We start from the raw sequence: 20,132 nt of genomic DNA on the forward strand, positions 1-20,132 counted from the left end.
GTGCACCTTGGTTTAGATTTAAATCAAAAATCTTAAATCGTTAATCTACAATCTAAAATTTTCAATGTCGAGTATTATTCAATTGCTTCCTGATCACGTTGCTAACCAAATTGCTGCTGGAGAAGTGGTTCAAAGACCAGCTTCAGTTGTAAAAGAGTTGTTAGAAAATGCTGTTGATGCAAAAGCAACTGATATTAAATTGATAATAAAAGATGCAGGTAAATCTTTAGTCCAAGTTATCGATAATGGCGTTGGAATGACCGTTACAGATGCACGTTTGTGTTTTGCTCGTCATGCAACTTCAAAAATCCGTCTGGCAGAAGATTTGTTTTCACTTGGAACAAAAGGTTTCCGCGGGGAGGCTTTGGCTTCTATTGCTGCGATCGCACATATGGAGCTGAAAACTAAACAAGATCAGGACGAGCTTGGAACGCATATTATAATCGAAGGAAGTAAATTTGTTTCGCAGGAAGTGGCGGTTTTGCCAAAAGGAACTTCGTTTGCGGTTAAAAACTTATTTTTTAATATTCCTGCTCGCCGTAATTTCTTAAAATCTGATACAGTTGAATTTCGTCATGTAATGGATGAATTTCAGCGTGTGGCATTAGCACATCCAAATATTCATTTTAGTTTTTATCACAACGGAAGTGAATTATATAATCTTCCAGCAGCAGGTTACCGTCAGAGAATTGTGGGTATCATGTCTGGGAAAACAAATGAAAAACTAGTTCCTGTAAACGAGGATACTGAAATTATAAATATTCAGGGTTTTGTTTGTAAGCCTGAATTTGCTAAGAAAAATAGGGGAGAACAGTTCTTTTTTGTAAATGATCGTTTTATTAAAAGCGGTTATTTGCATCACGCAGTAATGTCTGCTTATGATGGATTGCTAAAAGATGGCTCTCAGCCAAGTTATTTCTTGTATCTTCAAGTTCCGCCAAATACCATCGATATCAATATACATCCAACTAAAACGGAAATTAAGTTTGATGATGAGCAAGCATTATATGCTATTTTAAGAGCTTCGATTAAACATAGTTTAGGACAATTTAACGTTGCGCCCGTTTTAGATTTTGATCGTGATTCAAACTTAGATACACCATATCATTATAAAGATATGGAAGCGGAGGTGCCTACGATTCAGGTTGATGGGACTTTTAATCCGTTTACAGATGATAAAACGAATCAGCATTATAGCAAAGCTAGTTCTGGATCGTCATCGAGTTATAGTTCAGGTTCGTCATCTTCTGGGTCTGGTTCATCTTACTCAGGTTCGTCTTATTCGGGTTATTCTAAAAGAGTAGAACCAACTGCAAGCTGGGAAAGTTTATATGTTGGCTTAGATACCGAAAATCCGGAAAGTATAGAAAGTTCGCCTTTTACATTCGAAAATGAAGAAGTAACCTCTTCTTTATTCAATGATGATGAGGTGGAACAAGCAACTCAAAAGACGTATCAAATTCATAAAAAATATATTGTTTCGCCTATAAAATCAGGAATGGTTATTGTAGATCAGCAGCGTGCGCATCAACGTATTTTGTACGAACAGTTTTTGCTTAATATGACCGTAAATCAAGCAGCAAGTCAGCAATTGCTTTTTCCTTTGGATTTGTTTTATTCGGCATCCGAAATGAAGTTAATTGAAGAATTAAAACCTTCATTAGCAACAACAGGGTTTGTTTTTGACGAAAGTAAAATAGATCACGTTGTGATTTCAGGAATTCCGGTAAACATTACAGAAAGTGAAGTTCCTCTAGTGATTGAACAATTGTTGAGTGATTTGCAAGACGGAATTCCAGCGAACAGTTACAGTCAAAATGATACAATTGCCAAATCGATGGCCAAAAGTTTAGCGGTTAAAACGGGATCTTATTTAACCGAGAAAGAACAAGATAATTTGGTAAATGGTTTGTTTGCCTGTAAAGATCCAAATATTTCACCTTTTCAAAAACCTACTTTTATCACGATGCGTGTGGAAGATATAGATAAAAAATTTGCTTTATGATGAATATTACGCCAGTAGTTAAACAACTGCTAATTATTAATATTATATTTTTTATTGGTTCTCAGCTGGTACCAGTTTCGTATGATTATTTAATGATGTATTATCCAGAGAGTGATAATTTTAGAATGTGGCAGATCATTACCCATATGTTTATGCACGCACCATTGCCTAATTTTGCTCATATTTTATTTAATATGTTTGCATTATATAGCTTTGGTTCTGCATTAGAGCATTTTTGGGGAGGAAAAAAATTCTTATTTTTCTATATTTCATGTGGATTAGGCGCGGCGTTGCTTCATACCGGTGTGAATTATTTACAGTTGCAATCTCTTCTAAGTTCTATATCTGATCTGAATTTATCTAAATCAGAACTTCATTTGATTTTAAATGCTGATTATACTTCTCTATTTGATTCTAGCGGAAAAATGATTCAAGGAGAAGTTTCGAATATTTTAAATAAAGCACATTGCACGCAAGAGCAATTTAATTCTTTGGCTCAGGCAAGTTCAGTAGTGCAATCACCTGTTTTAGGGGCTTCTGGAGCAATTTATGGCTTACTGACAGCTTTTGCGTTTATGTTTCCAAACGCACAGCTTGCTTTGTTATTTATTCCTGTTCCAATTAAAGCAAAATATTTTGTTCCAGGCATTTTAGCAATTGACTTATTTTTAGGATTTAAAGGAAGCTCTTTGTTTGGTAGCGGTGGAACTGGAATTGCGCATTTTGCCCATGTTGGTGGTGCAATTGCAGGTTTTTTAATGATGCTTTACTGGAAAAAAAATCAGTTTAATAACAATCGTTGGAATTAATTTTTAACTTTAAAGTACGAATTCTAAAACAAAAAAAGTTTCTATGAATATTCTAGACGATTTAAAATTACAGTATAGATTGGGAGGTATTGCTATGCGTGTTATGTATTGGAACATTGCATGTTTTATTGTGTCTCTTATTTTCTTCTATCAATTTTCAATTGGTCAGTTTGATTTTCCTAGTTGGATTGCTTTGTCATCCGATCCTCAGGTTTTCATGTTCAAACCGTGGACTCTTTTAACCTATGCTTTTTTTCATGACGGATTTTTTCATCTGTTATTCAATATGATGGTTCTTAATTTTGCGAGTACATTGTTTCTGACCTATTTTACTCAAAAGCAATATTTAGGATTATATCTTTTAAGCGCTCTTTTTGCTGGAGTTGCTTTTGCATTAAGTTTTTATTTTTCTAATATTAGTGGATCTATTGTTGGTGCTTCGGCGGCTATTATGGCGATTTTAGTAGCAGCAACGACCTATTCTCCGTTAATGGAAGTTCGACTATTTTTATTTGGAAATGTAAAACTTTGGCACATTACAGCAGTAATTATAATTTTAGATTTAATGCAGTTCCGTTTAGGAAATATGGGCGGACATATTTCGCATTTGGCTGGAGCATTCTTCGGATTTGCTTACATTAAATTACTTCAAAATGGTACCGATTTAAGTACCGTTGTTTCTAAAACCTTAGATTTCTTTGCAAATCTTTTTAGAAAATCCCCTACGACCCCATTTAGAAAAGTTCATAAAAATTACAAAAAACCTACAGAAAAAACGACATCAAGAATTGTAACGAAAGACAAAACGCAACAACAAATTGATGAGATTTTAGACAAAATCAGCCAATCAGGATATGATTGTCTGACAAAAGAAGAAAAAGAGTTTTTATTTAAAGCTGGAAAATAAACTTGTAGGAGATAAATATGAAAAACCTTTCTTGGTTTAATAAAGTAATGTTCTTTTTGAACATAGTCCTAACTGTGCTTACATTTAGCGTTTATGTTTTACCTTTTTTAGCACCTAAAAGTTTTCCGCTTTTATCGGTGCTTACTTTGTTTATGCCGGCCTTTTTTGTCGCAAATGGATTGTTCTTCGTTTATTGGGCTATTCAGTTTAAAAAACGCCTTATTTTGTCTGGTCTGGTTTTGCTGACAGGAATTACATTTATTAGTAAGTTTTACAAATTCTCTGCTAAAGAGTATGTAGAAGACGAAAAGGATTTTTCTGTAATGAGCTATAATGTCCGTCTTTTTAATGTTTTTAAATGGTTGGACCGAGATGATATTCCGTCAAATATAAAAGCTTTCATAGACGAGAAAGATCCAGATATTTTATGTATCCAAGAATATTCAAATTCGGCGCATTTGGACTTAAAAGTATATCCGCACCGTTATATTTTTATTGATGGAAAAAAAATCAAAACAGGACAAGCTATTTTTTCTAAATTTCCTATTATCGAGGAAGGAAATATTGTTTTTCCAAAATCAGATAATAATGTAGTTTATGCTGATATTAAGCGTGGAAAGGATGTTATACGTGTTTATAATATGCACTTGCAATCGATTAAGATTTCTCCTGATGTAAGTGAAATATCAGATGATATTGATAATGTAAACCAAAAGAAATCACAACGTATTTATGGCAGAATCAGTAAAGGATTCGAGCAACAGCAAGAGCAGGCTGAGATTTTTAAGGAGCATATCAAAAAATGTAAAACTCCAATGATTATTTGCGGAGACATGAATAATAGCCCGTTTTCGTATGTTTATAGAAATATCAAAGGAAAACTAAAAGATGCTTTTGAAGAAGCTGGCGGAGGTTTTGGCGCAACTTATAAATTCAAATATTATCCAGCTAGAATTGACTACATTTTTACAGATAGTAAAATGAAAGTAAAGCAATTTGAAAGTTTTTCTGATTTCGAAAACTCTGATCACTATCCGATTATGACAAGACTTTCTATGGAATGATTTATTAGTCGAAAGTCAAAAGGCAAAAGTTAAAAGGCAAAAGTTAAAAGTTAAGGTGATATGAGAATTCATACCTCATAACTTACAATTCATAAATTATATGATTTTCTGTGTTTTTAAGTAATCAATAGCAAATTTTCCTTCGTTAAAAAGTAAGTCTAGAACACTTAAATTATTGATAAAACCATGTTTGTCATCAAAAACCTGAGTGTATTTTTCGAAAGAATTAGCGTCTTTTTTTCCATTTGCTAAATACCTGAAATCTACAAAGTCTTGTACTTCGTGAAAGTATTCAGTTGTTTTCCCGAATTCGAATTTCATTCTAAGGCATTTTGTTACGGTGTCAAAAACTTCGAAATTAAGATCCATTAAAAAGTTGTGTTTTTTCTCGAAAATAGGCACGATATCGTCTTCAAAGTACTCAAAGAACGGAGAACTTCTATATGCGGCTTCTAATGATTTAAAATGCTGTTTCTGCCAATCAAATTCATTTTCGATCAAAATGTCTTTTGTCTTTTGATGAGCTGCTTTAGAATGTTTGACAGGTATATTTAATAATTGAATTCCGTTTGGACTATAGATATAGGTTCTGTTTCTATTAGTCTGTTTCTGGAAATTATCTTCCATTTCAAAAGTAATGCTGTCAGATTGTGCAATTACAGCAAAATGACTAATTGAAGGGAAATAAGTTGGAAGTATTAAGGAATTCATGATTTTAATTCTTGTTTAAATGTTTCAGGTTTCAAGTTTCAAGTTTTGTGTGAACTTGGAACTTGAAACCTGAAACAAAAATAACTTTTTTTTAATTATGCTTTATTTTCTCTTCTCTTTTTCCAGATAAAATCTCCTACGAAATAGATAGCAAGAAGTATTAAGAAGTATTTAAAGTAAGAGTGAGGCTGACCTTCACCATCTACAGTTGTAAATACTCTGCTCCAACGAACTTTATTGATGCCTTTTCCGTTGGTATCCCAGCTCATCCAAATGAAGACTGGTTTTCCTACGATATGATCTTCAGGAACGTATCCCCAATAACGGCTATCTTCAGAATTGTGACGGTTATCTCCCATCATCCAATAATAGTTTTGTTTGAAGGTGTATGTCGTTGTTGGTTTTCCGTTAATTAAAAACTTAGAGCCTTCTAATTTTAATGTATTTCCTTCGTAGTTTGTAATGATTTCTTTGTAGAAAGGAAGTGATTCATTTGTCAATGCAACCGTTTTTCCTGCTTGAGGAATATAAATTGGTCCCATGTTATCTTGGTTCCATTTGTTGATGTGAGGAAAAATAGCATTGTTATTTCCTTTATCAACTTGTCTTATTACAGCAGTAACTCCAGGAGTGTTTTTAAATCTTTCAGCACCAGCTTCTGTCAATGCCCCTAAGAAAAGTGTATCTCTTTTTTCTGTTCTGAAACCTGCAGGATCTGTAATGTCTAGTTCTTTGAATAGACTTTCGAAATCAATAGAAGTTTTTCCGTCTAAAGCTACTAAATAAGAATATTGTGGTTTAGCTCTCTCTGGTAAAACTAATTTTTCCCCGTTAATGTAAACAAAACCGTCTTTTATTGATAAACTGTCTCCAGGAATACCAACGCATCTTTTAACGTAATTTGATTTTTTATCGATAGGTTTGATAACGCCTGGTCTTCCCTTTGGCTCAAAGAAATAATGAACTGTATCGACCGGCCAGTTGAAGACGACTATATCACATCGATTTATTTTTTCGATTGCTGGCAGTCTAAAATATGGTAATTGTGGCCAGCTTAAATAAGATTTTCTTTTAGTTAAAGGTATAGAATCGTGAACCATTGGTAAAGCTACCGTTGTCATAGGAACTCTAGGGCCGTAATTTATTTTGCTCACAAATAAGAAATCACCAATTAATAAAGATTTTTCTAAAGATGATGTCGGGATTGTATAAGGCTGTACAACATAAGTGTGTACCAAAGTTGCTACAATAATAGCAAATAGCAAAGAACTAATAGTGTCAGCTGTTTTGTTTTCAGGAGTTAATTTACGGTCTTTATTATACTCTAATTTCTGAGTGTAATTTACAACATAGATGTAAAAACCGAGAGTGAAAAGACCTAAAATAGTATCTAAGGTTGATTTTTTACCAAAAGTTCTTAAAGTTTCTACCCATACAACCGGAAACATAATTAAGTTGATAATTGGAATAAAAAGCAACAAGGTCCACCAAGTAGGACGCCCGATAATTTTCATTAATACGATTGAATTATATACCGGAATTGCTGCTTCCCAGCTTTTTCTTCCTGCTGCTTGATATAATTTCCAAGTTCCAAGGAAATGAATGATTTGAACAGCTAAGAAAAATACGAACCAAGAGTAAAGTGTCATAAATATTGTATTTTAAGTTTCAAATTCAGGATTTTAACAATCCAAAACCTTATTCAATTTATTGTAAGTTTAATACATCTTTCATTGAGAAAACCCCTTGCTTTCCAGCAAGCCATTCTGCAGCAATAACAGCACCAAGAGCAAAACCTTCGCGGTTGTGTGCGGTGTGTTTTATTTCGATACTGTCAATAGGAGAATCATAATTTACGGTGTGAGTTCCAGGAACTTCTCCAATTCTTTTTGCTTCAATACGAATTTCGTTTGCTTTCGCATCTTCCATCGTCCAATTAGCATAATTGCTGTTTTGGATTACACCTTGAGCTAAAGAAATCGCAGTTCCGCTTGGAGCATCCAATTTGTGGATATGATGAATTTCTTCCATTGAAACTTTATAAGAATCAAATTGTCTCATAATTTTAGCTAAATATTCATTTAAGCCAAAGAAGATATTTACTCCTAAACTGAAGTTTGAACTAGAAATAAAACCTCCTTTTTTCTCATTGCAAAGCGCAATCATTTCATCATAATGTTCTAACCAACCAGTTGTTCCTGAAACTACAGGCACATTAGCATTGAAAGAAGCTGAAATATTACTTACCGCTGCTGATGGAACGCTAAAATCAATGGCAACATCAGCTGTTGAAAGTCCGTCATAGGTATTTAATTCATCTTTTCTTAAAACTATTTCATGACCTCTTTCTAAAGCAATTCTTTCGATTACTTTACCCATTTTTCCGTATCCTAAAAGCGCAATTTTCATTATGATTTATTTTTGATTTTTTTTAATAAAACTGGTCTATTAAAACTTATAATTAAAAGTTAGTCCGACATTTGGTTTAAATGTTACATCGGAGGGGTAGATTTCTGGACGCATTGAAAGTCTTTCGTTTACGTTAAACTGTATCAAAGCCGCGTCGACATTGGCATCAATAATGTTTAAAACATAAAATCCAACGACAAACAAAGCAGATAGATCTCTATTTCTTTGATAAAATTTCTGTCCAGCAATAAGTCGGTCATCATCAAGAAATTGATAATCATCATCGTTATAGCCTTCTAGTCTTCTTTTGTAGGCATCACGATATTCGTGGTACTTTTTATTGTTGTCTATATAGAAATACAAACTTGTTCCGATTGCTCCATAGACCAACGGAATTTTCCAATATTTTTTATTGTATGCTTGGCCTAAACCTGGTAAAATAGCAGAATAAAAAGCTGCTTTTGCTGGTGTAAGCGGATCTATTTCTTGTAATGCAGTAGTGTCTTTTACGACCAAAACCGTGTCTTTTTTTACCTGGGCAAAAAGAGAAACGGTTCCTGTTAGAAAGAACAATAGACCAATGGGGACAATTTTATTCACTATCCGTTTATTAATTTTATAATTCTGTTAAAGTCAGCTTCAGAATTAAATGGAATTGTAATTTTTCCTTTTCCGTTACCAGCGACTTTTATATCAACTTTTGAGCCAAAATAATCGTTGAAAGTGTTTTTCTGAGTTTCTCTAACAACAAATGCAGAATCAGCTTTTGGTTTTCCTTCTGCTTTTGGTTGCTGACCTTCATGGTAATTTTTAACTAAAGCCTCTGTTTCACGAACAGATAAGTTTTGGCTAACTATTTTTTGGTAAATATCAGTTTGAACGTCTAAATCTTCAATGTTGATAATTGCTCTACCGTGTCCCATACTAATAAAACCATCACGAATACCTGTCTGAATAATCGGGTCTAATTTTAAAAGACGTAAGTAGTTGGCAATTGTCGAACGTTTTTTTCCAACTCTTTCACTCATTTGTTCTTGAGTTAATTGAATTTCATCGATCAAACGTTGGTATGATAAAGCAATCTCAATTGGGTCTAAGTCATGACGTTGGATGTTTTCAACCAAAGCCATAACCAAAGATTCGTTGTCATTTGCAATACGAATATATGCAGGAACGTGTGTTAAGCCTACTAATGTAGAGGCACGAAGACGACGTTCTCCAGAGATTAACTGGTATTTATTAAAATCTAATTTACGAACAGTAATAGGTTGAATTACCCCAAGTTCTTTAATAGAAGTGGCTAATTCGCGTAATGATTCTTCATTAAAATTGCTTCTAGGCTGAAACGGATTTATCTCGATCGCGCTTATTTCCAATTCAATGATATTTCCAACAACTTTGTCAGCATTTTTGTCTTCTACTGATTTAATGTCGTTTTCCGGATCTTTCAATAAGGCAGATAATCCTCTTCCTAAGGCTTGTTTTTTAATTACTTTTGTCATAAAAACTATTTACTGTTTTTCTTTATAATTTCTTGAGCTAAATGAATATAGTTTACTGCACCTTTGCTTGTTGCATCATAATTAATGATACTTTCACCAAAACTTGGAGCTTCACTTAATTTGACATTTCGCTGAATTACGGTATCAAAAACCATATCGTTAAAGTGTTTTTGAACCTCTTCTACAACCTGATTAGATAAACGTAATCTTGAATCGTACATTGTTAATAATAAACCTTCAATGTCAAGATCTGGGTTGTGGATTTTCTGAATACTTTTAATAGTGTTCAACAATTTTCCCAATCCCTCAAGTGCAAAATACTCGCACTGAATAGGAATAACTACAGAATCAGACGCTGTTAAAGCATTCAATGTTAACAAACCTAGAGAAGGTGCACAGTCGATAATGATATAATCATATTCTTGTTTTGCCTCTTCTAATGCTTTTTTAAGCATATACTCGCGGTTTTCTTTGTCAACCAATTCAATTTCGATAGCAACAAGGTCAATGTGAGCAGGTATCACGTCAACATTTGGAGCTGTACATTTTAAAACGGCTTCTTTTGGTGTTACAGTATGCTCAAGAATTTGGTAAGTTCCAGTTTCAACTGTTTCTACGTCAATTCCAAGGCCAGATGTAGCATTGGCTTGAGGATCAGCATCGATCAATAATACTTTTTTTTCTAAAACACCTAATGCGGCAGCTAGATTAACTGATGTAGTAGTCTTTCCAACGCCTCCTTTTTGATTAGCAATAGCAATGATTTTGCCCATTTATTTTCTGAATTTTGAACCGTAAAAATACAATTATTTATGGTTTTTGAAAATCTATTTTGTTAACATTTATGAAACTTTGCTTAATCGGGGTTTCATGGGTGTTTGCTAGAAAATAATTTTAGTTATGAATAAAATTATTAGCAATATTTTGACGAATTTTGGTGAGGTTCTTTCAATAAAATGACAAGAATCGAATTTTATTTTGAAGAAAAAGGTGTTATTTTAAAATTTCGATGGTGACATAAACTAAACCGCTTTTTTTATTTGAGGCGATGTTCATAAATGCCTTTTTGCTAAGATCAATTTCTCTTCCTTTAATAAAAGGACCTCTGTCTGTAATCTCTACAATTACAAATTTCTTATTTATTTCGTTTGTGACTTTTAATATTGTACCAAAAGGAAATTTTTTATGTGCTGCGGTAAAATCATTGTTATTAAATCTTTTGCCACTTGCCGTTTTTCTTCCGTTAAATTTATCATGATAATAAGAAGCGTGGGCATTTTTCTTGTATAATACGCTTTCTTTTGCTGCTGAGCATGAATCGATAGAAGTGATGTTCTTTTCTTGCGCGATTATGATATCAGAAAAAACTAAGACAGTAAGCAATAAAAACTTTTTCATTTTATTTTCCTTTTCGATTAAACTGGCAAAAGAAAGTTATTGAAGAAAAGTGAGCCTCTTCAAAAAGGTTTATTTGTGTTATTATAGGACAAAATACAGACTTTGTATAGTTTTTGATAAGAAATATGTCAAGACACGGGTTGAAGATTATTGCTATTTTGGGCTTTCTAAAAACTACAGCAATTACATACTATCAAACCACAAAAACGAACATTTTTATGATTAAAAAAGTAAACTCAATGCTTCTAACATTCGTGTCATTGTTTATGCTCTCAAGCTTTGTTTCTCCGAATTCGCTTATTGAAATGAAACATGAAAACAAGATCGAGCGAAAAATTATTTATAACAAGAAAAAACACAGTATAACATTATCTTGGTCGGCTTTTGGTTCTTCTGGAAATTACACAATTACTAGAGGAGGCAGTCGTTTGGCAACAGAATTTGCACCAGTTGGTTCAACTTCTAAATTGACATTTACGGATAATAAACCAAATACAGATAAATACGAGAACTATTATAAAATTACGCGTAACGACATAACAATAGTAATTTCGCTGGAAAATCAGATTTTTGGTGACAACCTATATTTATACGACAGAAAGTATGAAAAAGTTGAAACAGCTCGAAACGAAATTAATTCGCATTTTGGTGCAATTGGTTTAGGAGGAGCAAATGGCGAATGGACAACAAAACGTCAGGCATACTATTTTAAAGCAAATGTCAACGGACAAACTTATGATGTTGGCGGATCAGGTTCCGCTTCTTCGGCGGAGGCTAATTCAATAGAATTAGGATTTTATTCTCATATTGGGGGGTTGGGGAAAATGCCATCAGATGTTAAATTAGGTTCTATATTTACTAGGCCTCATCTTTCTGGTGGAGCAAATGCTACTTGTACATTTTGGCGTTCGGTAGAAAATGTAGAGGTAATGCGCGATTTTTCATGGACTGTTTCTCAATCAACTAGTGCTAGAAGGCTTCTGATTGATAGCACTTCTAAATATATTTCTGATATTGGAGATACAAATTTTTGGGGAAGTGGCGGTTTTATTGCCGATACTCATTATGTATCTGACAGGCCAAACTGGGGCGGACAACAGCAATGGTATACTAGAAATACTGTTTTTCCTTCTGGTTCAGGATCAATGGGAGGTTCGTATAATATGGTTTGGCAAGGATGTCTTAATCCACCAAAAGCTGATGATGCTAATTCTCCAGTTTCTACAACTCCTATTATTAGAGAAAAACCTTTTCTGTTTATAGATAAAGATGGAGAATATAAAGTATTTGTTCCAGCTTGGCAAAAAGATCGATTAGGGAATTCTTGGACAGCAACGGATATGGGAAAAGGTAATATCCAAGATTTGGTTACAAGCTGGTATGTTGCCAAAGAAGGTGATACTGATGTAGAAATTAATGCCGCTTTAAAATCAGGTAAGAATATATTTTTTACGCCTGGACATTATTCGTTGAATGCACCTATACAAGTAAATAGAAAAGAGGCTATTCTTCTTGGTGCCGGAATTGCTTCGGTAACTTTAGAGCCAACTGAAAAAAACACTTGGGGTTGTATTTATGCTGATGATAAAGACGGAATAATCATTGCAGGACTTCTAATGGATTCGCTAAATAGTACAACTTATCAAGTTAGAATTGGCAATGAAGAAGCAAATGCAGATCATGCTGCAGATCCTATTTTGCTTAGTGATATAACTTGCCGTGTAGGTGGGGTCCAGTCAAAAAATATCCAGATACAAGCTTCAATGCAGATAAATAGTAATAATGTTGTGGGCGATCATTTCTGGTTGTGGCGTGCCGATCATGGTTCGCAAAAAGGTGGCGATGTACGATGGACAAGAGACAGATGTAAAAACGGACTTATAGTTGCTGGAGATGATGTTACACTTTATGGATTATTTGTTGAACATTATCAAGAATATGAAGTAGTGTGGTTAGGAGAACGCGGCAGAACATATTTCTTTCAGAATGAACCTCCATACGATGCGCCAAATCAATCGAGCTGGAGCAGTCAAGGAGGTAAAGTTGATGGTTACGCGGCTTTTAAAGTGGCGAATACTGTAAAAGAGCATCAAAGTATTGGAATGGGTTCTTATGCAGTTTTTACTGGGACAGACGGAAATGTAAATAAGAAAAACGGTTTTGAAATACCTAATAGCCCAAATGTAAAATTGGAGAAAATGTGCATTACTCGTTTTGCTGGTCCAGGGAATATTCAAAATGTTGTAAATAGTATTGGAGGAAGCACGGCAACTGGAGCAAAACGTGTGGCATTATATAATAATAGTGAAGGAACACAGCCTTTTGATGAGGAGTTTATTTTACTGAAAGGTGAATCTTATCCTGCTTATATAAGTATGGAAAATAAATGAATAGAAAATATGTTTAAAAAAAACCTCTAAAAATCAATTGATTTTTAGAGGTTTTTTTTAAACATAGCCCATGGTTTCAACCACGTGTTATGTTTGTCAATTGGGATGTTACAATCTTTCTGTTTTAAGATTTTGTATTTCAGTTTATTGCAAAAAAAAAGTCTTTTCAAGTAAATGAAAAGACTTTTGTCGGGGTGGCAGGATTCGAACCTGCGGCCTCCTGCTCCCAAAGCAGGCGCGATAACCGGGCTACGCTACACCCCGAAGATGTTTTGCTGTACTGCCCGAAAGCGGATGCAAAGATATAAATAAATTTGATTTGTAAAAGGAAAAATCGAAAATAAATAAAACTTATTTTGAGATAGCTATTTCAGATTTAATTTCGACGTTATTTTTTATAATAAAGTTTACATTTGCAACTCAAAAAAACTATTACTATGTCAAATACAATCGAAAAAATTAAATGCCTTATTATAGGTTCTGGCCCTGCGGGTTATACTGCGGCAATTTATGCAGCTAGAGCTAATATGAATCCAGTACTATATCAAGGAATGCAACCTGGCGGTCAATTGACGACTACTAATGAGGTTGAAAACTTTCCGGGTTATGTTGATGGAGTAACAGGACCTGAAATGATGATTCAATTACAAGAACAAGCAAAACGTTTTGGTGCTGATATTCGTGATGGCTGGGCAACAAAAGTTGATTTTTCTGGAGATGTTCATAAAGTTTGGATTAACGATACAATCGAATTGCACTGTGAAACTGTAATTATTTCTACAGGTGCTTCGGCTAAATATTTAGGATTACCATCAGAACAACATTACTTAAATATGGGTGGTGGAGTTTCTGCTTGTGCTGTGTGCGACGGATTCTTCTACAGAAACCAAGATGTTGTTATTGTTGGAGCGGGAGATTCTGCTTGTGAAGAAGCGCATTACTTATCTAAACTTTGTAAAAAGGTAACAATGCTGGTAAGAAGCGAAAAATTTAGAGCTTCTAAAATTATGGAAGAGCGTGTTCGTAAAACGGAGAACATTGAAATTTTGATGAATCACGACACTGTTGAAGTTCTTGGAGATAACAATGTAGTTCATGCCATTAAAGCTTTAAACAAAACAACTGGTGAAGTTGTTGAAATTCCTGCAACTGGTTTCTTCGTAGCAATTGGCCACAAACCAAACACAGATATTTTTAAAGATTACATTACACTTGATGAAACTGGTTATATAGTAAATACTCCAGGAACATCTAAAACAAATGTAGAAGGTGTTTTTGTTGCTGGTGATGCTGCAGATCATGTATATCGTCAGGCAATTACTGCTGCAGGTACAGGATGTATGGCAGCATTAGATGCTGAAAGATATTTAGCTTCTAAAGAATAAGTTTTTTAGTTTTAGGTTTCAGGTTTTCTTTGTTTCAAGTTTACTTGAATCTGTAAAACAGCAATAAAAAATCCCAGTCTAAATTTTAGACTGGGATTTTCTTTTATAATTAACGCCTCTAATTTCAAACCTGAAACCAGAAACAAAAAAATTACTTAACCTTTTTAAACAACTTTGCTTCTTCAGAAAAGCGAGTAAGCTGTATTGCAGGACTTCCAAAAAGAGAAATTTCTGCTTTATCACCCACAGCTAGCGAAAGTGTTGTTTCGGCAAAAATACTTCCTACTGCATTACTTTCAGCAGTAACATTCGCATCTTTCAAAGTAAATTTTACTCCAGTAAATGTTGAGTTATTGTCTAATCTAATAGTTGCTTTTTCTGCAATGCCTTCAACAGCGGCGCTTGCTTTTTGGTACAAATCACATTTGAATTTTATGGCAGAAACCAATGTTTTCACAACAGCATTTTTACTCAATTGTAAAGTTCCTTCTTCAGCTTTTAAATTCAATTCTGTTCTAGTTTTATCATCAGCAATTAAAGTGAATTTTTTCGAATTTACGTTTAAGTATAATTTAGAAAAGTCAAGAGGATTCATTGTGATATCATCCAATTGTAATTCCTGAATCGCATAAACAATAGCTTCATTTTTAGTGATTACTTTATTTAATGACTTAGTGTAAGTAACCTTAACGGTTAGTTTCTTAAAAATAGTCGATTCTTTATTGGTATATAATCGAAGGGTTTTTTCTCTTAAATCCATTCCAACAATATCATGCAAGTTATCATCGGCTTCAATTTTAATTTCATTTTTCTCTCCTTGTTCTAGATAAACTTCAAGATTATCATCGACTTCAAGGGCGTCAAAACTGCCAACTTCCTTTACAGAAGTAGTTACAATTTTAGAACCTTTAATTTTTTCTCTTTTTTGTGCAAAAGTGAATGCTGTAACAAATAATAATAGGAGCAGCGCTGTACTTTTTTTCATTAATTCTAGATTTGATTTTGACAAATATAAAAAAATCATCCACTTTTGATGAATGATTTCTTTTATATTTAACAGTTAAATCTTTTAGTTTTTGCTAATATTCCCTCCTGAGCTTTCAGATTTTTCAATTTTCTTTGGCTCACCAGTGTAATTGATATTTCCTCCGCTTGAAGCTTCAGCTTTTAAACTTAAGATCGGATGTACTAAAACGGTTCCGCCACTAGAAGCATCTGCGTGAATGTCATTTGCCATTAACTTATCAGCGTCAACACTTCCTCCGCTTGAAGCCGAAGTATTTAAACTTAAAGCTTTGCCTTCTATATTGACAGAACTTCCACTTCCAACGTCAATAGAAATTCTATCAGATTCTATGTTAACATTCATCGATGCTGCACTAGAGCTTTCTAAAGTTAAGTCTTCGCTTTCAATAACTCCTTTAGTTTGTACAGATGATGCGCTAGAAGCTTCTATTTTATGAAGAACAGGCATTTTTACAGTTACCTTTTTAGATGTAATATTTCGCAAAGAACTGTATTTACATTCGATAATAAGAGTTCCGTTTTCTACTTTAGTTACAATTTCCTTTTGAAGATTATCATCTGCTTCAACTTTAATTTCTACAGAATCTGATTGCTCAACAACCACATCGATTGCATTGCTTACAGAGATGTTAGTAAAATTTCCTTGAACAGTTCTTTTTTCTGTTGTAACATTACCACTTCCTTCAATTGAATTCATGTTAAAATTACATGAGGCAAACAATAAAGCAGTGACAGCTGCAACTATAAATTTCGTAATATGAATGATTATTTTTATCATGGTTTAGTTAATTTTGATTATCACTCCGTTTTTATCTTCTGTTAGTTTTCCTTTAGTTTTTTTTCCGTTTAAAACTTCTTTTCCATTAATTTTAACCGAAACTTCATTTATTGTGTCATTGGCAGTGGTGTCTATTACTTCTGCATCATCGTCATCGTTGTCGTTATCGTCTGCTGGGCAATTTAAACACTTAACTTTTGAACCAATAACTTTATAACTGTAATCACCGTCATAATTTAGGTTAAAGAAATCATCGTCGTAATTAAAATAATCTCTAACAGAATTTTCAGGTTTAAATAATTGTCCTTCTGGAAGATATATGTAGATGTCAACTTCTTGTCCTCTAAATTTATTCTTCACATCTGTCAGAAAATAATTATCCAAAATTAAATGATTTCCTATAATCTCAAACTTATAATTAATTTTTTCTGCTCTTTTTTTAGCATTAGTAAAAGAGTTTCCTCTAGCACTTTTTTCTATCTGAATAAATGGAGCTGATTCGTCTGTATGTAATACGTGTAAGCGTACATCATTAGAATAAATCAATTCGTTGTTTGCCGAATCTTGTACAAATTCAAACTCTCTGTAGTGATTTAAGCTTTTTGCGTAATAGTCACTGTATTTGAACTTTACATATAATGTATCAGTTGGTTTGATTGCAAAGACTTTTTTCTCAATTACTTTATTATCGTGTGAAATTTCAGTTGCTTGTTTGATTCCGATACTTGCCAAAATTGCTATAGAAATAATCCAGATGGCTAAAAGTGTATATTTTGTAATATTTCCAATTGATTTTAAGTTTGGAGATAACAGTTTAAATCCTAAAAGTGTTAAGAAGAAAAACGGAATTCCAACGGCAAAGAACATTAATAATCCAAATGACCAAAGCGGATATTCTGTAAAGTTTCCAGCTTCAATAAAATTCTGCCAAGGAAAATCTACAAAAATATTAGTTCCTAAAGTAAATACACCAATCAATAACATGATTAAGGTTGAAATCCCTGATATAATTAGAATTACTCCTAAAAACTTAGCAAAGATTTTAAAAACCGTCATGATAAAGTCTCCAAATGAACTACTTATTCTCTCAGCTCCCGACTTTACCTGGTTTCCCATTTTGTCATAATCTGCATTTTTGAATTTATCAGAAAGTGAATCAATTTCTTCTCGAACTTTTTTTTCTATGTTCGAAATCGTTACTGGCTCTCCTGTCATTTCTAATTTTTCAGAAGTTGTAACCGCTTCAGGCGTTACAATCCATAGAACAAAATAAGCTAAAATTCCAGTTCCGAAACCAGCAAAAACGAAGATCAAGAATATGATTTTAATCCAAACTGCTTCAATCCCAAAATAATGTCCTAAACCTGTCGCTACACCGCCAATCATACCATTTTCTTTGTCACGGTATAATTTTTTGTGTTTTCTTGCATTGTAGTTGTTAAAAGATTGGTTAGGATTTTCTTCGTCTTCAATTCGGTAATCTTCTGGCTGACCCATTACCGCTATCACTTCGTCAACATCTTTCAGTCCAACAACATGTTTCTCGCTTTTTTGTTTTTCTGTTAGTAATTCAGAAACACGCATTTCGATGTCTTTAATAATTTCATCCTGACCAGATGAGTTGTTAAGTGATCGTTTTATAGCGTCAAAGTAGCGTGATAATTTTAGGTATGCATCTTCATCGATGTGAAAAAACATCCCGCCTAAGTTAATATTTACTGTTTTGTTCATGACTTATTGATTTTGATTGGTGATTAGATTTACGGCATCTGATAATTCTGTCCAAGTGCCGCTAAGTTCGTTTAAAAAAGTTTGTCCTATTTCGGTTAGTCCATAATATTTTCGTGGTGGCCCAGAAGTCGATTCTTCCCAGCGATAATTTAGCAAACCGTCATTTTTCAATCTAGTTAACAACGGGTAAACGGTTCCTTCTACAACTAGTAATTTTGCGTTTTTTAAAGTGTCTAATATTTCAGATGTATATGCGTCTTTTTCTTTTAATACAGATAAGATGCAAAACTCAAGAACACCTTTGCGCATCTGTGCTTTTGTGTTTTCAATGTTCATAATTTCATTTTGTTTTTTTTTGATTGAACAATTCGTTTTTTGATTGATGATGATTGATTGATGATTGATTTCGAATTTATTCTGTTTGAACTCGTTCGTATAACCTATAACTTTTAACCTTTTTGTGTTACTTTATAAAAGGTATCGTAAGCGGATATTTGTATAATTCTCCGTTTGAAGCTTTTATCGAAGCATAGATCACTAAAAAGAATTCAACAAATTTTAGAACTCCAAAAAGAACGACAGCTGTAATTCCGACACTTAAAATTCCAATGTTTGCTTGAATGTTAAAGTTTCTAATTACAAAATCGTCGTCATTAAAAACAGCTTCTAAAGGAAGATTTTGCAAGAAAACAGTAACGAAAATGGGTATTGCAATAAGTGCTAAAATCAAAGTGTAAAGCAATAAGCTTAACTGAAAGTTCAAAGCCTGTTTTCCGTGATGATCTGCAAATTCAGACTTGTCTTTGTAGTTTGTCCAAATGATTAACGGAAAAATATAGTTCCCAAACGGAATTATATATTGGCTTAAAGTACTCAAATGAGTAAATGCTGCTGTATTCTTTTCTGATGTTTTTTCCATGATGAGTGGTGTTGTTTTTTCCATGATTAAAAGTATATAGTAATTTCTTATGCAAATATATGTCTAAAAAACAGTATCTTGTTTTACATAGTACCAAATATTAACAAAAAATTAACATATTTAAAACTATCAAATAATGTTTAAATTATTGAAAATCATCTCCATTTCCCATGTTTGCTAACTTCTTTTGATATCTCAAGAATTTATTGTGCGTGCATAGTTTTTTTGTATTTTTACATAAAAAATATATCCTATGGCACTTTCAGTATCAAAACTTAATAAATTCGTCTTATTCAAATTACCATCTGCATACTTTTGCGGAGTACGTGTAAAAGATATAAATGATAGTAGCTGTACAGTTACGGTAAAACATAGATGGATCAATCAGAATCCGTTTAATTCTATGTATTTTGCAGTTCAGGCAATGGCTGCTGAGTTGACAACTGGAGCTCTGGTGATTTCTCAAATTCAGCAAAGCGGTAAAAAGATTTCGATGTTAGTGGCCAACAATAAAGGAAACTTCACAAAAAAAGCCACAGGAAGAATTACTTTCAAATGCAATGACGGACACTTAATTGCCGATGCCATTAGAAAGACAATTGAAACTGGCGAAGGACAGACGTTTTGGATGAAATCTATTGGAACAAATGAAGAAGGTGTTCAGGTTTCTGAAATGGATTTTGAATGGAGTATTCGAGTGAAATAAAAATAGCAATATTGATTTGTAAATAGAAACGGCAGTAATTCTTTACGTGTTGTTATATATAAAACGCCAGTAAATTTTTTTACTGGCGTTTTATATTTTTAAAGCTTTTTTTTACCTTTTTTGTTTTTAATGTGTTGAATTTCAGTATATTTATGGTTGTAAACTCGTATACGCAAGAAAAATACTTTTTTTCTAAATCAAAATTTTAGCTGATAAATTGATCTTAAATATTTATTAAGCTACTTCTACAAGCCTTTATAATTTGAGGAATTTTTGAATAATTAAGTTTAACTAAAATCGATTAAAATTGAGTATTTATAATTAGAAATACTCTATTCTGTTATTTTTTAGGCTTTTAGTGGAAATTTAAAAAAAAATCCTACCATACTTTT

At 33.2% G+C, this 20,132-nt stretch carries 19 protein-coding genes and 1 tRNA gene; 7 read left to right on the forward strand and 13 right to left on the reverse strand.

Going from position 1 to position 20,132, the window contains the following annotated elements:
• Nucleotides 1-64 precede the first annotated feature (64 nt).
• The 4 genes from mutL to OD917_RS04260 are packed head-to-tail and all read left to right on the forward strand — an operon-like array spanning nt 65 to nt 4,785.
• Entirely contained in the window at nt 65-2,005 is a 1,941-nt protein-coding gene (mutL, locus tag OD917_RS04245) for a DNA mismatch repair endonuclease MutL (RefSeq protein WP_263522292.1), read from the forward strand.
• Nucleotides 2,002-2,814 carry a rhomboid family intramembrane serine protease gene (locus OD917_RS04250; protein WP_263522293.1) on the forward strand — a complete coding sequence of 271 codons (813 nt, stop codon included), beginning with the start codon at nt 2,002-2,004 and terminating at the stop codon, nt 2,812-2,814. Before mutL ends, OD917_RS04250 begins: the two co-directional genes overlap by 4 nt.
• Nucleotides 2,815-2,857: 43 nt before the next feature.
• On the forward strand, nt 2,858-3,721 hold the full coding sequence (locus OD917_RS04255; RefSeq protein ID WP_263522294.1) for a rhomboid family intramembrane serine protease: 864 nt from the start codon (nt 2,858-2,860) through the stop codon (nt 3,719-3,721).
• A 17-nt stretch (nt 3,722-3,738) separates the two neighbouring features.
• Nucleotides 3,739-4,785 carry an endonuclease/exonuclease/phosphatase family protein gene (locus tag OD917_RS04260; protein WP_263522297.1) on the forward strand — a complete coding sequence of 349 codons (1,047 nt, stop codon included), beginning with the start codon at nt 3,739-3,741 and terminating at the stop codon, nt 4,783-4,785.
• A 96-nt stretch (nt 4,786-4,881) separates the two neighbouring features.
• On the opposite strand, the gene OD917_RS04265 is transcribed toward OD917_RS04260, so the two are convergent.
• The 7 genes from OD917_RS04265 to OD917_RS04295 all read right to left on the reverse strand — a co-directional run bounded on the left by OD917_RS04265 (nt 4,882) and on the right by OD917_RS04295 (nt 10,805).
• Complete coding sequence (locus OD917_RS04265) at nt 4,882-5,496, reverse strand: WbqC family protein (RefSeq protein WP_263522298.1); 615 nt, start codon at nt 5,494-5,496, stop codon at nt 4,882-4,884.
• Nucleotides 5,497-5,591: 95 nt separating this feature from the next.
• Nucleotides 5,592-7,145 carry a signal peptidase I gene (gene lepB / locus OD917_RS04270; RefSeq protein ID WP_263522300.1) on the reverse strand — a complete coding sequence of 518 codons (1,554 nt, stop codon included), beginning with the start codon at nt 7,143-7,145 and terminating at the stop codon, nt 5,592-5,594.
• Nucleotides 7,146-7,203: 58 nt separating this feature from the next.
• Nucleotides 7,204-7,905 (reverse strand): 4-hydroxy-tetrahydrodipicolinate reductase, encoded by a 702-nt coding sequence (dapB, locus tag OD917_RS04275; RefSeq protein ID WP_263522303.1) that lies wholly within the window; start codon nt 7,903-7,905, stop codon nt 7,204-7,206.
• 39 nt (nt 7,906-7,944) lie between these two features.
• Entirely contained in the window at nt 7,945-8,505 is a 561-nt protein-coding gene (locus tag OD917_RS04280; protein ID WP_263522305.1) for a DUF5683 domain-containing protein, read from the reverse strand.
• Nucleotides 8,505-9,407, reverse strand: coding sequence for a ParB/RepB/Spo0J family partition protein (locus tag OD917_RS04285; protein ID WP_111285721.1), 903 nt, complete (start codon nt 9,405-9,407; stop codon nt 8,505-8,507). Before OD917_RS04285 ends, OD917_RS04280 begins: the two co-directional genes overlap by 1 nt.
• A 5-nt stretch (nt 9,408-9,412) precedes the next feature.
• Nucleotides 9,413-10,180: a ParA family protein gene (locus OD917_RS04290; protein WP_111285723.1), complete on the reverse strand. Its 768-nt coding sequence runs from the start codon at nt 10,178-10,180 to the stop codon at nt 9,413-9,415.
• Between the two features lie 220 nt (nt 10,181-10,400).
• Nucleotides 10,401-10,805, reverse strand: coding sequence for a septal ring lytic transglycosylase RlpA family protein (locus OD917_RS04295; RefSeq protein ID WP_263522307.1), 405 nt, complete (start codon nt 10,803-10,805; stop codon nt 10,401-10,403).
• A gap of 218 nt (nt 10,806-11,023) precedes the next feature.
• Between OD917_RS04295 and OD917_RS04300 the strand changes: the two genes are divergently transcribed.
• Entirely contained in the window at nt 11,024-13,195 is a 2,172-nt protein-coding gene (locus OD917_RS04300; RefSeq protein ID WP_263522308.1) for a hypothetical protein, read from the forward strand.
• A 189-nt stretch (nt 13,196-13,384) separates the two neighbouring features.
• Here the strand turns inward: OD917_RS04300 and OD917_RS04305 are convergent.
• A tRNA-Pro gene (locus OD917_RS04305) sits at nt 13,385-13,459 on the reverse strand.
• 173 nt (nt 13,460-13,632) lie between these two features.
• On the opposite strand from OD917_RS04305, the gene trxB reads away from it, so the two are divergent.
• Nucleotides 13,633-14,580 carry a thioredoxin-disulfide reductase gene (gene trxB / locus OD917_RS04310; protein ID WP_263522309.1) on the forward strand — a complete coding sequence of 316 codons (948 nt, stop codon included), beginning with the start codon at nt 13,633-13,635 and terminating at the stop codon, nt 14,578-14,580.
• A 151-nt stretch (nt 14,581-14,731) separates the two neighbouring features.
• Here trxB and OD917_RS04315 read toward each other — a convergent pair whose 3' ends face one another.
• The 5 genes from OD917_RS04315 to OD917_RS04335 all read right to left on the reverse strand — a co-directional run bounded on the left by OD917_RS04315 (nt 14,732) and on the right by OD917_RS04335 (nt 19,034).
• Nucleotides 14,732-15,565: a DUF2807 domain-containing protein gene (locus OD917_RS04315; protein ID WP_263522310.1), complete on the reverse strand. Its 834-nt coding sequence runs from the start codon at nt 15,563-15,565 to the stop codon at nt 14,732-14,734.
• A gap of 84 nt (nt 15,566-15,649) precedes the next feature.
• Nucleotides 15,650-16,384 carry a head GIN domain-containing protein gene (locus OD917_RS04320; RefSeq protein ID WP_263522311.1) on the reverse strand — a complete coding sequence of 245 codons (735 nt, stop codon included), beginning with the start codon at nt 16,382-16,384 and terminating at the stop codon, nt 15,650-15,652.
• Between the two features lie 3 nt (nt 16,385-16,387).
• A complete protein-coding gene (locus OD917_RS04325) occupies nt 16,388-18,115 on the reverse strand; it encodes a PspC domain-containing protein (protein WP_263522312.1) in 1,728 nt (575 codons plus the stop codon).
• Nucleotides 18,116-18,118: 3 nt separating this feature from the next.
• Nucleotides 18,119-18,451, reverse strand: coding sequence for a PadR family transcriptional regulator (locus OD917_RS04330; RefSeq protein ID WP_008464689.1), 333 nt, complete (start codon nt 18,449-18,451; stop codon nt 18,119-18,121).
• Between the two features lie 127 nt (nt 18,452-18,578).
• Nucleotides 18,579-19,034: a DUF4870 domain-containing protein gene (locus OD917_RS04335; protein ID WP_263522316.1), complete on the reverse strand. Its 456-nt coding sequence runs from the start codon at nt 19,032-19,034 to the stop codon at nt 18,579-18,581.
• 253 nt (nt 19,035-19,287) lie between these two features.
• Between OD917_RS04335 and OD917_RS04340 the strand changes: the two genes are divergently transcribed.
• Nucleotides 19,288-19,740 (forward strand): DUF4442 domain-containing protein, encoded by a 453-nt coding sequence (locus OD917_RS04340; RefSeq protein WP_263522318.1) that lies wholly within the window; start codon nt 19,288-19,290, stop codon nt 19,738-19,740.
• The last annotated feature ends 392 nt before the right edge of the window (nt 19,741-20,132 follow it).

It is taken from the genome of Flavobacterium sp. SH_e (genome assembly GCF_025717045.1).
GTDB lineage: Bacteria > Bacteroidota > Bacteroidia > Flavobacteriales > Flavobacteriaceae > Flavobacterium.